Origin of the sequence: Luteibacter yeojuensis (assembly GCF_000964085.1) — a bacterium.
Lineage (GTDB): Bacteria > Pseudomonadota > Gammaproteobacteria > Xanthomonadales > Rhodanobacteraceae > Luteibacter > Luteibacter yeojuensis_A.
In genome coordinates, this window is sequence record NZ_JZRB01000083.1 from 1 (window position 1) to 14781 (window position 14781).

A 14781-nucleotide genomic window follows, 5' to 3' on the forward strand; every position below is an offset into this window, starting at 1 on the left:
CGCGCAAGCGCGCTCCCACGGGGGCGGAGAGTCAGAACCAGCGGCGGGTTTCGCCGGCGCCGGTAACGTTCTCGACGCAGCGGGTGCAGATCTCCGGGTGCGCCGGGTCGTGGCCCACGTCGGGACGGTGCTGCCAGCAGCGGATGCACTTGGCCCAGTCGGTGACGGCGGCGGAGACGTACACCTCGCCCTCGTCCAGCTCCACCTTTTCAGCACCCGCCGGGCGGCTTTCCAGCGGCGCCAGCGCCACGTCGGAGGTGATGAAGAAGAAGCGCAGCTCGTCCGAGGCCCCGGCCAGCGCCGCCTGCGTCGCCACGTCGGCGTGCAGCGTGAGCGTGGCATCGAGCGACGCGCCGATCTGCCCGGCCTTGCGCATACCCTCGAGCACGCGCGAGGCCGTTTCACGGATGGCGAGCAGCTTGCCCCACCAAGCGCGCGACTCGGCATCCTGGCGCACGTCGAGGCCGTCGTAGAAGGTCTCGAACAGCACCGACTCGCTGCGCGAGCCCGGCAGATGCTGCCAGATTTCCTCGGCGGTGAAGCTCAGCATGGGCGCGATCCAGCGAACCATGGCCTCGGCGATGCGGTACATGGCGCTCTGCGCGCTGCGCCGGCCGTGGCTCTCCGTCGGCATGGTGTAGAGGCGGTCTTTCGTCACATCGAGGTACAGGGCACCCAGTTCGGTGGTGCAGAAGTTCTGCACGCGCTGCACGATCTCAGGGAAATCGTAGCGCTCGTACGCGGCCACGATGGCGGCCTGCGTATCGGCAGCCTGCTGCACGGCCCACTGGTCGAGCGGCAGGCAGGCGTCGGTGGCCAGCAGGTGCCGGGCCGGGTCGAAGCCGTCGAGGTTGCCGAGCAGGAAGCGCGCGGTATTGCGGATGCGGCGGTATGTGTCCGAGACGCGCTTCAGGATCTCATCCGAGAGCGCCATCTCGTTGCGGTAATCGGTGGAGCAGATCCACAGGCGCAGGATATCGGCGCCCAGGGTCTTCATGATTTCCTGGGGCTCGATGCCGTTGCCCAGCGACTTGGACATCTTGCGGCCCTGCGCATCGACGGTAAACCCGTGGGTGAGCACGTGGTCGTACGGCGCGCGGCCATGGATGGCGGCCGAGGTGAGCAGCGACGACTGGAACCAGCCGCGATGCTGGTCGGAGCCCTCGAGGTACATCACCTTGTACTCGCCCGCGCCACCCGCCTGCAGTTCGGGCCGCTGGCCCACCACGGCAAAGTGGCTGACGCCGGAATCGAACCACACGTCGAGGACGTCGGTGACCTTTTCGTACCTGTCGGCGTCATCGCACAGCAGCTCGCGCGGATCGAGCGTGAACCAGCTGTCGATACCCTCGTGCGCCACCTTCTTCGCCACCTTCTCCATCAGCTCGACGGAATCGGGGTGCGGTTCGTGCGTGTTCTTGTCGACGAAAAGCGTGATGGGCACGCCCCAGGTGCGCTGGCGCGAGATGCACCAGTCCGGGCGGCCATCGACCATGCCGCGGATGCGGTCCTCGCCCCACGCGGGCACCCAGCGCACGCCCTTGATGGAGGTCAGCGCGGTATCGCGCAGGCCAGCCGTTTCCATGCCGATGAACCACTGCGGCGTGGCACGGTAGATCACCGGGGTTTTGTGGCGCCAGCAATGCGGGTAGCTGTGCGTGAGCTTCGCGACGGCGAGCAGCACGCCACGCGCGCGCAGGAGGTCGACGATGGCGTCGTTGGCCTTCCAGATGTGCATGCCGGCGAACGTGACATCACCCGCCAGCGGCAGGTCGCTGCGGTACACGCCACGGCCATCGACGTAGTTGAGCGTGCCGATGCCGTACTGCTGGCCCACGGCGAAATCCTCCGCGCCGTGGTCGGGCGCGGTGTGCACGGCGCCGGTGCCATCCTCGTCCGAGACGTGGTCGCCAAGGATGATGGGCACGTGCTTGTCGTAGAACGGGTGCTTGAGCTGCTGGTTCTCCAGCGCGGCACCCTGCTTGCGGCCGAGGACCGCGACAGGGCCTTCGACGCCGTAGCGGGCGAGCGCCTTCTCCGCCAGCGCCGAAGCGATGACGAGCAGCACGCGCCTGCCGTCGCGGGCGGGGCCTTCGACCAGCGCGTATTCGATCTCGCCGCCAAGCGACACGGCCTGGCTGGACGGCAGCGTCCACGGCGTGGTGGTCCAGATCGGCACGGCGACGATCGCGTCACCGACATCGACGCCGAACTCGGCGCCCATCTCCTTCGGGTATACGGCGTCGTAGGCCACGTCCACGGCGGGCGAGGTCTTGTCGGCGTATTCGATCTCGGCCTCGGCCAGCGCCGAGCCGCAATCGAAGCACCAGTAGACGGGCTTGGCGCCGCGCACCACGTGGCCGTTCGACACGATGCGCGCCAGCGCGCGGATCATGTCGGCCTCGTAGGTGAAATCGAGCGTGCGGTAGGGGTGCTCCCAATCGCCGAGCACGCCGAGGCGCTTGAAATCGGTGCGCTGCAGGTCGATCTGCGCCAGCGCGTACTCACGGCACTTCTGGCGGAAAGCGGCGGCATCGAGCTTGTCGCCGGCCTTGCCAAACTTCTTCTCGATGGCGATTTCGATCGGCAGGCCGTGGCAATCCCAGCCTGGCACATAGGGCGCGCGGTAGCCGGCGATGAGCTTCGACTTGACGATGACGTCCTTCAGCACCTTGTTGACCGCATGGCCCAGGTGGATGGCGCCGTTGGCGTACGGGGGGCCGTCGTGCAGCACGAACACCTTGTCGCGGCCGGCGGTCTTTTCCTGGATCTGCGCATAGCGGCCGACACGCTCCCAGCTCGCCAGCCAGGTGGGCTCGCGCTTGGGCAGGTCGCCGCGCATCGGGAAATCCGTCTGCGGCAGGTTGATGGTGTTCTTGTAGTCCTGGGTCATCGCTGGCAACCGTGGTGTGTCATGCATCGGCAAGGATGGGGTTCATCCCCAGGGCCTGCCGGGCGTCCCGTTCGTCCTGGCGCATCTGCGCGACCAGGGCGTCCAGGCCGTCGAATTTTTCCTCGTCCCTGAGCTTGCGGACGAACTCCACGCCGATGCGCTGGCCGTAGAGATCGCCTGAGAAATCGAACAGGTGGGCTTCGAGCAGCGGCTCGCGCACCTCGTTTACCGTGGGCCGGAACCCGAGGCTGGCCACGCCCGGCCAGCTGCAGGGGCCGTCACCTATACCGATGCGCACCGCGAAGATGCCCTGGATGGGGCTGACGCGGTCGCGCAGGTGCACGTTGGCCGTGGGGTAGCCCAGCTCGCGGCCGAGCTGCTTGCCGTGCTCCACGTGGCCGTCGATGACGAACGGGCGGCCCAGCAGTGTCGTGGCGTCGGCAAAGCGGCTTTCCGCCAGCAGCGTGCGTACCTTCGACGACGAGACCCGCTCGCCATCGACCAGCACCGCGGCCACGGCGTGGGCGGTGAAGCCCAGTTCGGCGCCCATGGCCTGCAGCAGGGCGAAATCGCCGCCGCGGCGGTGGCCGAAGCGGAAGTCCTCGCCCACCCACACCTCGCGGGCGGCGAAGCGGCCCACGATGACGTCACGGACGAAGTCCTCGGCGGCCATGCGGGTGAGCGCCTCGTCGAAACGCAGCGAAAGCAGCTCGCGGACGCCCGCCGCGGCCATGCCCTCGGCCTTTTCGCGCATGCCCGACAGGCGCGGCACGGGCTCCTTCGAGAAGAAGGCGCGCGGCAGCGGATCGAAGGTGATGACGGCGGGCGCGAGGCCCCGCGCGGCCGCACGCTGGCGCACCTCGGCCAGGATGGCCTGGTGGCCCAGGTGCAGGCCGTCGAAGGCGCCGATGGCCACCACGCTGCCCTCGGGCGCGAGGCAGGGGCCAGCCACGTCGCGATGGAGTCGCAGCGTCATGCGCGGCCGCCTTGGGGTCGATGCGGAATAAAAGCCATCGGGCCAGTATAGCCGCCCCATTGCGCCGCACAATGCGGTTTGCGCGCCCCTGCGTGGGAGCGCGCTTGCGCGCGATGGGTGCTCGCCACAACCCCCGTCGCGCGCAAGCGCGCTCCCACAGAGGTCGGATACCGTCCGTTTACCGGGCGCGGAGCTCGCGCAGGCGGAAGCCCATGGCGAACAGGGCCGCGACATAGGCGCCGCCGCCGGCGCACACCAGCACCGCCAGGCGCCATACACGCACCCACTTTTCGACGTCACCCCACTCCGGCCAAAGGTACAGGCCGGCCACAAGCACGCCGCACATGACGGCGCACGCGACGGCCAGGCGGACCAGGTGGCGGCCCCACCCCGGCTGCATCTCGTAGACGCCCGCCTTGCCCAGCCAGCGCCACAGCAGGCCCAGGTTGATGTAGCTGGCCAGCGCGCTGGCCATGCCAAGCGCCATGTGCAGGCCCGGGATGCTGGCCAGCGCCTGCATCCACGAACCGGCCTTTTGCGCCGGGCTCGCCCACAGGAAGAACAGCAGCGCGAGGAACAGCACGTTGAAGACCATGTTCGATACGAGCGAGGCCACGCCGGCGCGTACCGGGGTTTTCGTATCCTTGCGGGCATAGAACGCCGGCAGCACCACCTTCACCAGGGCGAACGCCGGCAGGCCGAAGCTCAGCGCCGAGATCGACATGGAGGCCATCTTCGTGTCGAACGGCGTGAACCGGCCATGCTGGAAAATGGTGGCCACCAGTGGGAACGACAGGATCATCAGCGCGAACATCGCCGGGACGGCGATGAGCAGCGTGGTGCGCAGGCCCCAGTCGAGCGCGCGGGAGAAACCGTCACGGTCGCTGCCCACGTGGTGCCGCGACAGCGACGGCAGGATCACGGTACCCAACGCCACGCCGAACACGCCCAGCGGCAGCTCGAGGAAGCGATCGGCCTGTGACAGCCAGCTCTGCGAGCCCGCGATGAGCAACGAGGCGATGACGGTATCCAGCAACAGGTTGATCTGCGCCACCGACGAGCCAAACAGCGTCGGCACCATCAGCCGCATGATCCGGCGCACGTCGGGCGAGTGCCAGCCCCAGCGCGGCAGCGCCAGCAGGTCGAGCTGGCGCAGCGACGGCAGCTGGAACATCAGCTGCAGGAAGCCGGCGATAAGGATGGCCCACCCCATCGCCATGATCGGCGTGTGCAGCTTCGGCGCCAGCCACAGGGCACCGGCGATCATGCACAGGTTGAGGATGACGGGGGTCAGCGCCGGCAGGCCGAAGCGATGGAAGCTGTTCAGCGCGCCGCCGCTCAGCGCCGTGAGCGACACGAACAGCAGGAACGGGAACGTCAGCCGCAGCAGGTTCACCGTGAGCTTGAACTTCTCAGGCGTTTCGACCGCGCCGGGCGAGAACAGCGCGGTGACCTGGGGCGCGAAGATGATGCCGATGGCGGTGATCACCAGCAGCACGCCACCCAGCGTGCCCGAGGTGCGCGCCATCAGTTCTTTAAGGTCGCCGTGCGGCCGGGTTTCCTTGACCTCGGTGAACACGGGCACGAATGCCGTGGAGAACGAACCCTCGGCGAACAGGCGACGCATGAAGTTGGGGATGCGGAAGGCCACCCAGAAGGCGTCGGTGGCGGCATTGGCGCCGAACGACGCGTTGATGGCCATGTCGCGGACCAGGCCGAGGACGCGCGAGACCATGGTCATGCCGCTGAAGGACAGCATGCCGCGCAAGAGGCTGGGGGTTTTCATCCGTACCTGGTGTGGCGGTAAACCCCTAGTTTGACAAAGGCGGCCGGGCGCGGGACAGTCCCCGTTCTGGTTTTTCCCGGGCAGCCCGGGCGGCCACCTCCCGTCGGGCCCTCCCGCGCGGGGCCTAACCTATTGACGCGGCCCCATTTTGGCCGCACAATGGGCGTCTTTTTTAAAACCCACCGAACTCTGGAGCTTTACCTTGGCCAACATCAAGTCCGCGAAGAAGCGTGCGCGTCAGTCGGAGCAGCGCCGTCTGCGCAACGTCAGCGCGCGTTCCATGGTGCGTTCCGCACTGAAGAAGGTCGTCAAGGCGATCGACGCCAAGGATAAGGCCGCCGCCACGTCGGCTTACGCCGTCGCCGTGCCGGTCATGGACCGCTACGCCGCCCGTGGCCTCATCCACAAGAACAAGGCCGCTCGCCACAAGAGCCGCCTGAACGCGAAGATCCGCGACCTGGCTTAACGCCTGCGCGACACCGCTGTTCACGAAAAAGCCGGCGCAAGCCGGCTTTTTTGTAGCCCATCGCCAGCAAGCTGGCTCCCACACCACAGGGAAGCCACGCAGAAGAGCCGGCTTTATTCGCCGCGCATGCGCACGTCGTCGATCGCTTCCTGGTCCAGCTTGCGCGCGGCGCGCTCGGCGTCGAAGAACTGCTGCACCTGCAGGCAGACCTCGCGGGTGCCTTGCTGGCCGGCGGCGGAAATGAGGAACGACGGGGCGGTCCAGCCAAGGCGCAGGACGATGTCGTTGGCCGCGGCCTCGAGCTCATCCTCGTCGTCGAACACGTCCATCTTGTTGATGACGAGCCAGCGCGGGCGGTCGACCAGCTCGGTATCGAAGCTGGCCAGCTCGCGCTCGATCGTCTGCACCTGCTCCACCGGATCGGAACCGTCGATGGGACGGATATCCACCACGTGCAACAGCAGGCTGGTGCGCGATACATGGCGGAGGAACTGGATACCCAGGCCCGCGCCCTCGGCCGCACCCTCGATGATGCCGGGGATATCGGCGACGACGAAGCTCTGGTCGGTGCCGATGCGCACCACGCCCAGGTTCGGGTGCAGCGTGGTGAACGGGTAATCAGCCACGCGCGGCGTCGCCGCCGAGACGGCGCGGATGAAGGTGCTCTTGCCCGCGTTCGGGAAACCGAGCAGGCCCACGTCGGCCAGCAGGCGCAGCTCGAGCTTGATGTCACGCACTTCGCCCGGTGTGCCGGGCGTGGCCTTGCGTGGCGCGCGGTTCACCGAGCTCTTGAAATGGATATTGCCGAGGCCACCCCGGCCGCCTTCGGCGACCTTGAGGCGCTGGCCGTTGGCGGTGAGGTCGCCAATGACTTCATCGGTGTCGACGTTGGTGACCACCGTGCCGACCGGCACGCGGATCTCGATGTCCTCGCCACCCTTGCCGTACATCTGGCTGCCCATGCCGTTCTGGCCGCGCGGCGCCTTGAACTGGCGCATGTGGCGGAAATCGACGAGCGTGTTCAGGCCCTCGTCGGCCACGAGCCACACCGAACCACCATCGCCGCCGTCGCCACCATCAGGGCCGCCGAACGGGATGAATTTTTCGCGGCGAAAGCTTGCGCAGCCGTTGCCGCCGCTACCGGCCGTGACTCGAATCTGCGCTTCGTCGACGAATTTCATGGGGACAACCTGGGAAGAAAGGGGGAGCCTTACAAACGAAAAGCCCCGCCGTTGGGCGGGGCCTTCGTTATCGCGACGGGGCGGCTTACGCCTGGACGACGTCGACGAACTTGCGGCCCTTGTCGCCGCGGGTCTTGAAGGCAACGGTGCCATCGACCAGGGCGAACAGGGTGTGGTCGCGGCCGAGGCCGACGCCCACGCCGGCGTGGAACTTGGTGCCACGCTGGCGGACGATGATGTTACCGGCTTCGACAGCCTGGCCGCCGTAGATCTTCACACCGAGGTACTTCGGGTTCGAATCGCGACCGTTACGGCTGGAACCTACGCCTTTTTTATGTGCCATGACTCATATCCTCCGGCGACTCAGGCGTTGATGCCCGTGATCTCGATTTCGGTGAAATGCTGACGGTGACCCTGCGTGCGCTTGTAGTGCTTGCGACGACGGAACTTGATGATGCGGATCTTGTCGGCGCGGCCGTGCTTGACGACCTTGGCGCTGACGGTGGCGCCGGCGACGAGCGGGGCACCAACGGTGATCGACTCGCCTTCGCCGATGAGGAGGACCTCGTCGAACGTGAAGGTCGAATCGACTTCGGCGGGGAGCAGCTCCACGCGCAGGACTTCGCCCTGCATCACGCGGTACTGCTTGCCACCGGTCTTAATGACTGCGTAGCTCATGACTGTTCCTGGTTATGTAGTTCTTTTTAGGGGTGTTGCGGGTGTTACGAACCGCGAATTATAGCGGGAGCCAAAAGGCAAGGTCAATCAGCGGGTTACTTTATGGCCAAACCTTGACCAATGCGGCCAAAACCATATACATCAATAACTTGCAGCATATGTAGGATGCGCACTCCGTGCGCGACAGCCTTTCGCCCCACCGCCGAGGCCGTGTTGCGTGGTCGCGAAAAGCTGTCGCCCACGAGGGTGGGCTCCTACTTCTTCTTCGAGGGGGCGGGAGCCGGGGCCGGGGCGGGCTTGGCGGCCGCGCCCGTGGCGGGGCACTGGCCCTGAGCGTTCAGGGTGCCCTGGCTCTGCAGCTGGCTGATCATCTGCTGGCCGCGCTCCTGGCCCCACTGCTTGCCCACCTGCATGCCCTCGGCCATGGTCGCCGGCATCTGGGTGATGACCTTCTGGCCCAGCGGGCTCTTGTAGAACTTGAGCAAGCCGTCGATGTCCTCGGCGGTGAAGTGCTTCTGGTACACCGGCACCATGCGGCCGATGAGCTGGTTGGTGGCGTTGGCGTCGACGAACCCCTGCCAATAGCTGGCTGGCACGCAAGGCAGCGCGTTGGCCATGACGCCAGCCATCTGGCTGTTCATCTGGCTCAGCATGCGGCCCATGCCGACGGCATCCATCAGCTGGCGCACCTGCGCCTCGCTGGGCGGTGCGGCCATGGCCTGGCCCGCGCAGGTCGCCAGCACCAGGCCGGCGGCGATCCCTTTCCAGTTACGCATGCATATGTCCTCTTCACGGTAGTGTGACCTGCCCCTCCCCGGGGCCCGGCCATGGTAGCGCCGGTGGCGACCGAACCGACACAACGCCTGTGATGAACCGTCACAAGTGCAGGCGGCATGAAGGCTTGACGCCCTTGGTATAGTCCCCTTCTTCCCCCATTTACGTCGGCACATGGACAGCATTCGCATCCGCGGCGCCCGCACGCACAATCTCAAGAATATCGACCTCGACCTGCCCCGTGACAAGCTCATTGTCATTACGGGGCTGTCCGGTTCCGGCAAATCGTCGCTCGCCTTCGACACCATCTACGCCGAAGGCCAGCGCCGCTACGTCGAGTCGCTGTCGGCCTATGCCCGCCAGTTCCTCTCGATGATGGAGAAGCCGGACGTCGACACCATCGAGGGCCTCTCCCCGGCCATCTCGATCGAGCAGAAGTCGACGTCGCATAACCCCCGCTCCACCGTCGGTACCATCACCGAGGTGTACGACTACCTGCGCCTGCTCTATGCGCGTGTCGGCACCCCGCGCTGCCCGAACCACGGCATCCCGCTCGAGGCGCAAACCGTGAGCCAGATGGTGGATACCGCCCTGGCCCTGGACGCCGACAAGCGCTGGATGCTGCTGGCGCCGGTCATCCGCGAACGCAAGGGCGAGCACGTGCAGGTGTTCGAACAACTGCGCGCACAGGGGTTCGTGCGCGCCCGCGTCGACGGCGAGGTCCACGACCTCGACGCCGTGCCGCCGCTCACGCTGCGCCAGAAGCACACCATCGAGGCGGTGATCGACCGGTTCCGCCCGCGCGAGGATATCAAGCAACGCCTGGCCGAGTCGTTTGAAACGGCCCTGCGCCTGGGCGACGGCATCGTCATCCTCGTCGACATGGACGACGCCAAGGCCAGCGAGCAGTTGTTCTCGTCGCGCTTCTCGTGCCCCCTGTGCGATTACTCGCTGCCCGAGCTCGAGCCCCGCCTGTTCTCGTTCAACTCGCCCGTGGGCGCCTGCCCCACCTGCGATGGCCTGGGCGTCACCCAGGTGTTCGACCCCGCACGCGTCGTGGGCCACCCCGAGCTCAGCCTCGCCGGCGGTGCCATCCGCGGCTGGGATCGCCGCAACGCGTATTACTTCCAGATGATCCTGTCGCTGGCCAAGCATTACGGCTTCGACCCGGAGGCCCCGTGGCGCCAGCTCACCAAGGCGCAGCAGAACGCGGTGCTGTATGGCTCGGGCAAGGAACTCATCCCGTTCCGCTATATCACCGACCGCGGTGGCAAGGTCACCCGCGAACACAAGTTCGAGGGCATCATCAACAACCTCGAGCGCCGCTACCGCGAGACCGAATCCGCGGCCGTGCGCGAGGAACTGGCGCGCTACATCGCCGACCACCCGTGCCCGGATTGCGGCGGCCAGCGCCTCAATCCGTCGGCCCGCAACGTGTTCGTGGCCGACAAGGCCATCCCTGAGATCACCGGGCTCGCCATCGACATGGCGCTGGACTTCTTCGCCACGCTGCAGCTCACGGGCTGGCGCGGCGAGATCGCCGTGAAGATCATCAAGGAGATCCGCGAGCGCCTCACGTTCCTCAACGACGTGGGCCTCAACTACCTCACGCTCGATCGCCAGGCCGATTCGCTCTCGGGCGGCGAAGCGCAGCGCATCCGCCTTGCCAGCCAGATCGGCGCGGGCCTCGTCGGCGTCATGTACGTGCTCGACGAGCCCTCGATCGGCCTGCACCAGCGCGATAACGAGCGCCTGTTGGGCACGCTCACGCGCCTGCGCGACCTCGGCAATACCGTCATCGTGGTGGAACACGACGAGGACGCCATCCGCGCGGCCGACCACCTCCTGGACATCGGCCCGGGCGCAGGCGTGCACGGCGGCGCCATCGTCGGCGAGGGCACGCTCGCGCAGCTGATGAAGTCACCCACGTCGGTCACGGCCAAGTTCCTCAGCGGCGAACGCGGCATCAAGGTGCCCGCCAAGCGCCGCGAGGCGAAGGACGGCCAATGGGTGGAACTGAAGGGCGCCACGGGCAACAACCTGAAGGACGTCGACCTGCGCGTGCCGGTCGGCACGTTCACCTGCGTCACGGGCGTCTCGGGCTCGGGCAAATCCACGCTGGTCAACGACACGTTCTACCGCATCGCCGCCATGCAGTTGAACGGCGCCAGCGAGCAACCGGCGCCGTACGAATCCATCGAGGGGCTCGACCTGTTCGACAAGGTCGTCGATATCGACCAATCGCCCATCGGCCGCACGCCGCGTTCCAACCCGGCCACCTACACGGGCCTGTTCACGCCGCTGCGCGAGCTCTACGCGCAGGTGCCCGAGGCCCGCTCGCGCGGCTACACACCGGGCCGCTTCAGCTTCAACGTCCGCGGCGGCCGCTGCGAGGCGTGCGAGGGCGACGGCATGATCAAGGTGGAGATGCACTTCCTGCCCGATGTATACGTGCCCTGCGACGTGTGCCACGGCAAGCGCTACAACCGCGAAACGCTCGAGGTGCTCTACAAGGGCCACACCATCGCCGACGTGCTCGACATGACGGTGGAAGACGCGTTCAAGCTGTTCGAGAACGTGCCGGTCATCGCCCGCAAGCTCGAAACGCTGCGTGCCGTGGGCCTGGATTACATCAAGCTCGGCCAGAGCGCCACGACGCTGTCAGGCGGCGAGGCGCAGCGCGTGAAGCTCTCGAAGGAATTGTCCAAGCGCGATACGGGCAACACGCTCTACATCCTCGATGAACCGACCACCGGCCTGCACTTCCATGACATCGAGCAGCTGCTCGACGTGCTGCACACGCTGGTGAAGCACGGCAACACGGTGGTCGTCATCGAGCACAACCTCGACGTGATCAAGACCGCCGACTGGCTGGTCGACCTCGGCCCCGAGGGTGGCGCGGGCGGCGGCCAGATCCTCGTCAGCGGCACGCCTGAAAAGGTGGCCGCGACGAAGGCATCGCATACCGGCCGCTTCCTGTTGCCCCACCTGAAGCCGGGTGCCACGCCGGCCACCGCGAAGCCCGCGGCCACGAAGCCCGCCGCGAAGAAGGCCGCCGCCAAGGCGGCGCCGGCTCCAGCGAAAAAAGCCACCACGAAAGCGGCGCCTGCCGCGAAGAAGAAAAAGACCGCATGAGCACCGAAGCCGCCAAGACGCCCGCGCCGCAGCCCATCTTCATCACGCCGATGGACGTGCGCTGGCAGGATCTCGACGCCTATAACCACGTCAATAACTCGAACTACCTGGTCTACCTGCAGGAAGCCCGCCTGAAGTGGCTCATGAACCTGCCCGACCCCTGGTACAGCCCGGAGGCCGCGCCGGTGATGGCGCATAGCGAGATCAACTATCGCCTGCCCATCGAGTGGCCCGCGGATATCCAGATCGAGCTCTACGTGAACCGCATCGGCAGCAGTTCGATGACCGTCGGCCACCGCATCGTCGACAGCCAGGACGCCACGCGCATCCATGCCGACGGCAGCGTCACCATGGTGTGGATCGACACGAAGACCGGCCGCCCCGTCGCCCTGCCCCAGGCCATCCGCGACGCCGCGCAACGCTAACCCGAAGCCCTCTGTGGGGAACCCTTCTATGGGGAAGCCCTCTGTGGGAGCGCGCTTGCGCGCGATGGGTGCTCGCCAGAACCCCCATCGCGCGCAAGCGCGCTCCCACAGTTTCAATCAGATCGTGTTCATCCCTCGTGCCGCTATGATCCGCTGGCGATCTACACGGAGAGAGACCCATGAACCGCATCCTCGCGCTGGCCGTCGCCTGCGCCGTCACCCTGCCCGCCTACGCCGCCGATGAGCCCACCGCGCTCACCCTCTACCGGGCCGACAGCGACCAGCTCTTCCAGGCCACGGGCGACGCCGTTTCAAACGATGGCTATGCCGTGGTCCACGAGCGCCGCGCGTTCGACCTGAAGGGCGGTACGCAGGATCTTTCCATCGGTGGCCTGCCCGCCGCGCTCGACAGCGAAGCGCTCACGCTGCGCTTTCCCGGCAAGGGCACGCGTGTGGTGTCGCAGCGCCTGCTGCTGGGCCAGGGATTCGACGGCGCCGTGGCCGGCCTGGTCGGCCACGACGTGCAGGTCGTGGGCAGCACGGGGCAGGAGCTCGCGAAAGGCACCCTCGTCCGTGGCGGCAACCCCATGGTGCTGCGCGATGGCACCGGCCAGCTCACCGTGGTCAAGGACTATTCGGCGCTGCGCGTCACCGGTGTCGACGATGTCGCGCGTGGCTCCACGCTGCAGGTGCGTGTCGACGGCGGCAGCGCCGGCAAGACCACAGCACAACTCGATTACCCCACCACCGGCCTCGGCTGGCGCGGCGCCTACGTGGCCACGCTGGCGCCCGGCGGGGCCTGCAACATGGCCTTCGATGCGAACGCCAGCATCGCCAACCGCAGCGGCCGCGACTGGCACGACGTGGCCCTGAAGCTCGTGGCGGGTGACGCCCAGCGCGCCAAGTCGGTGCCGCCGCCGCGCATGATGATGGCCCGGGCGCCGGTGGCGATGAAGGCCATGGACGCCGCCGGCGACGACATGCGCCAGGCCAGCCTGGGCGACCTCCGCACGTATACGCTGCCGCACGCGGTGGACCTGCCCGACGGCAGCGTCACGCAGGCGCCGCTGTACGACCGCCACACGCTGGCGTGTAGCCGCGAGGCGGTCTACGACGCCGGCACCCGCTTCTACAACGGCAGCCCCCGCGTGGAGCAGGACCCGGGTGTGCCCGAAGATGGCACGCCCATCGTCACCAGCCTGCGCTTCAAGGCGTTCGACAGTCTCCCCGCCGGCTACGTGCGCGTGCTGACCACCGACCGCGACGGCAATGCCGAGCTGCTCGGCGAAGGCCGCGTCGAAGACACGCCGAAGAACGAGGATGCCACGGTATCGCTCGGCAACGCGTTCGACCTGCGGGCGAAGCGCGAGCAGACGGCGTTCAACGTCGCGGGCCACCAGATCGACGAGGGCACCCGCATCACGCTCACCAACGCCGGCGACGCGAAGCGCACGGTCACGGTGCGCGAGCGCCCCAACCGGTGGCGCGCCTGGGCCCTCGCCTCGTCGTCGGTGAAGCCCTCGAAGGCCACCCCCGAGCTGCTCGAATTCAAGGTGGACGTGCCGGCCAACGGCAGCGCCACCCTCGACTTCGCCGTACGCTACACCTGGACGGACGCGGATATCCGCCCCCGCTAACCTGAGGCCACCCATGCTAGACATCCTTCCCCACGACGGCGATATCCACGAAATCCGCATGGCGCGGCCGCCCGTGAACGCCCTCGACCCCACGCTGGTGAATGCCCTGCGCGAGGCCATCACCCAGGCGCCCCTGAACGGCGCCCGCGGCATTGTACTTTCGGGTGCCCAGGGTTTGTTTTCAGCGGGCGTCGACGTGCCCGCGCTGCTCCAGCTCGACCGCGGTGGGGTGCACGCATTCTGGAACGATTTCTTCGCGCTCTGCGGTGCGATCGCCGCCTCGCCCGTACCCGTCGTTGCCGCTATCACTGGCCATAGCCCGGCGGGTGGCGCCGTGCTGGCGCTCTTCGCGGATTACCGCGTGATGGCGCACGGGGTATACCGCATCGGCCTCAACGAGGTGCAGGTGGGGTTGTCGGTGCCGGGCCCCATCCAGTTCGCCATGCGCCGCATCGTCGGCACTTACCGCGCCGAGCGCCTTATGGTGGCAGGCGCGATGGTGGACGCGGAAACCGCACACGCCATCGGCCTTGTCGACGAACTGGCCGCACTCGAGCAGGTGGTCACGCGTTCGGTGCTGTGGCTGGCCGACCTGCTGAAATCACCGCCGCACGCCATGCTGCGCACCCGCGCCATCGCCCGTGCCGATTTGCTCGAGGTATGGGGCGATACGAACGGCCTGCTGGACGAGGGTTTCATCGATGATTTCTTCGCGCAGGAAACGCAGGCTACGCTGCACGCACTCGTCGCGAAGCTAAAGAACAAGGGCTGACGAAGCCGCTCTCTATCGATGTGGGAGCGCGCTTGCGCGCGATGGGTGTTGCCGCAAG

At 67.2% G+C, this 14781-nt stretch carries 12 protein-coding genes; 5 read left to right on the top strand and 7 right to left on the bottom strand.

Features of this window, described 5'->3' with window-relative positions:
* Positions 1 to 31 precede the first annotated feature (31 nt).
* The 3 genes from ileS to murJ all read right to left on the bottom strand — a co-directional run bounded on the left by ileS (position 32) and on the right by murJ (position 5655).
* Positions 32 to 2893, bottom strand: coding sequence for an isoleucine--tRNA ligase (gene ileS, locus VI08_RS19930; protein WP_045831391.1), 2862 nt, complete (start codon positions 2891 to 2893; stop codon positions 32 to 34).
* Positions 2894 to 2912: 19 nt separating this feature from the next.
* On the bottom strand, positions 2913 to 3869 hold the full coding sequence (locus tag VI08_RS19935) for a bifunctional riboflavin kinase/FAD synthetase (protein WP_045831392.1): 957 nt from the start codon (positions 3867 to 3869) through the stop codon (positions 2913 to 2915).
* Between the two features lie 178 nt (positions 3870 to 4047).
* A complete protein-coding gene (murJ, locus tag VI08_RS19940; protein ID WP_045831393.1) occupies positions 4048 to 5655 on the bottom strand; it encodes a murein biosynthesis integral membrane protein MurJ in 1608 nt (535 codons plus the stop codon).
* Between the two features lie 202 nt (positions 5656 to 5857).
* Here murJ and rpsT point away from each other — a divergent pair, with 202 nt between their 5' ends.
* Entirely contained in the window at positions 5858 to 6121 is a 264-nt protein-coding gene (gene rpsT, locus VI08_RS19945; RefSeq protein WP_045831394.1) for a 30S ribosomal protein S20, read from the top strand.
* A gap of 113 nt (positions 6122 to 6234) precedes the next feature.
* Here rpsT and cgtA read toward each other — a convergent pair whose 3' ends face one another.
* The 4 genes from cgtA to VI08_RS19965 all read right to left on the bottom strand — a co-directional run bounded on the left by cgtA (position 6235) and on the right by VI08_RS19965 (position 8756).
* Positions 6235 to 7302: an Obg family GTPase CgtA gene (gene cgtA / locus VI08_RS19950; protein ID WP_045831395.1), complete on the bottom strand. Its 1068-nt coding sequence runs from the start codon at positions 7300 to 7302 to the stop codon at positions 6235 to 6237.
* A gap of 85 nt (positions 7303 to 7387) precedes the next feature.
* Positions 7388 to 7645 (bottom strand): 50S ribosomal protein L27, encoded by a 258-nt coding sequence (gene rpmA / locus VI08_RS19955; RefSeq protein WP_036111438.1) that lies wholly within the window; start codon positions 7643 to 7645, stop codon positions 7388 to 7390.
* Between the two features lie 20 nt (positions 7646 to 7665).
* Positions 7666 to 7980 (bottom strand): 50S ribosomal protein L21, encoded by a 315-nt coding sequence (gene rplU / locus VI08_RS19960; RefSeq protein WP_045831396.1) that lies wholly within the window; start codon positions 7978 to 7980, stop codon positions 7666 to 7668.
* Positions 7981 to 8234: 254 nt separating this feature from the next.
* Complete coding sequence (locus VI08_RS19965; protein ID WP_045831397.1) at positions 8235 to 8756, bottom strand: DUF2059 domain-containing protein; 522 nt, start codon at positions 8754 to 8756, stop codon at positions 8235 to 8237.
* A 172-nt stretch (positions 8757 to 8928) separates the two neighbouring features.
* Between VI08_RS19965 and uvrA the strand changes: the two genes are divergently transcribed.
* The 4 genes from uvrA (at position 8929) to VI08_RS19985 (ending at position 14723) form a co-directional block, all read left to right on the top strand.
* On the top strand, positions 8929 to 11889 hold the full coding sequence (gene uvrA / locus VI08_RS19970) for an excinuclease ABC subunit UvrA (RefSeq protein ID WP_045831398.1): 2961 nt from the start codon (positions 8929 to 8931) through the stop codon (positions 11887 to 11889).
* Complete coding sequence (locus VI08_RS19975; protein WP_045831399.1) at positions 11886 to 12314, top strand: acyl-CoA thioesterase; 429 nt, start codon at positions 11886 to 11888, stop codon at positions 12312 to 12314. The genes uvrA and VI08_RS19975 overlap by 4 nt, the downstream gene beginning before the upstream one ends.
* A gap of 179 nt (positions 12315 to 12493) precedes the next feature.
* A complete protein-coding gene (locus VI08_RS19980; RefSeq protein WP_045831400.1) occupies positions 12494 to 13951 on the top strand; it encodes a DUF4139 domain-containing protein in 1458 nt (485 codons plus the stop codon).
* 13 nt (positions 13952 to 13964) lie between these two features.
* A complete protein-coding gene (locus VI08_RS19985; protein WP_045831401.1) occupies positions 13965 to 14723 on the top strand; it encodes an enoyl-CoA hydratase/isomerase family protein in 759 nt (252 codons plus the stop codon).
* The last annotated feature ends 58 nt before the right edge of the window (positions 14724 to 14781 follow it).

Bases quoted from the DNA above. Each gene is read 5' to 3' on its own strand.
- ileS (WP_045831391.1), bottom strand. From the start codon at position 2,893: ATGACCCAGGACTACAAGAACACCATCAACCTGCCGCAGACGGATTTC.
- VI08_RS19935 (WP_045831392.1), bottom strand. From the start codon at position 3,869: ATGACGCTGCGACTCCATCGCGACGTGGCTGGCCCCTGCCTCGCGCCC.
- murJ (WP_045831393.1), bottom strand. From the start codon at position 5,655: ATGAAAACCCCCAGCCTCTTGCGCGGCATGCTGTCCTTCAGCGGCATG.
- cgtA (WP_045831395.1), bottom strand. From the start codon at position 7,302: ATGAAATTCGTCGACGAAGCGCAGATTCGAGTCACGGCCGGTAGCGGC.
- rpmA (WP_036111438.1), bottom strand. From the start codon at position 7,645: ATGGCACATAAAAAAGGCGTAGGTTCCAGCCGTAACGGTCGCGATTCG.
- rplU (WP_045831396.1), bottom strand. From the start codon at position 7,980: ATGAGCTACGCAGTCATTAAGACCGGTGGCAAGCAGTACCGCGTGATG.
- VI08_RS19965 (WP_045831397.1), bottom strand. From the start codon at position 8,756: ATGCGTAACTGGAAAGGGATCGCCGCCGGCCTGGTGCTGGCGACCTGC.
- uvrA (WP_045831398.1), top strand. From the start codon at position 8,929: ATGGACAGCATTCGCATCCGCGGCGCCCGCACGCACAATCTCAAGAAT.
- VI08_RS19975 (WP_045831399.1), top strand. From the start codon at position 11,886: ATGAGCACCGAAGCCGCCAAGACGCCCGCGCCGCAGCCCATCTTCATC.
- VI08_RS19980 (WP_045831400.1), top strand. From the start codon at position 12,494: ATGAACCGCATCCTCGCGCTGGCCGTCGCCTGCGCCGTCACCCTGCCC.
- VI08_RS19985 (WP_045831401.1), top strand. From the start codon at position 13,965: ATGCTAGACATCCTTCCCCACGACGGCGATATCCACGAAATCCGCATG.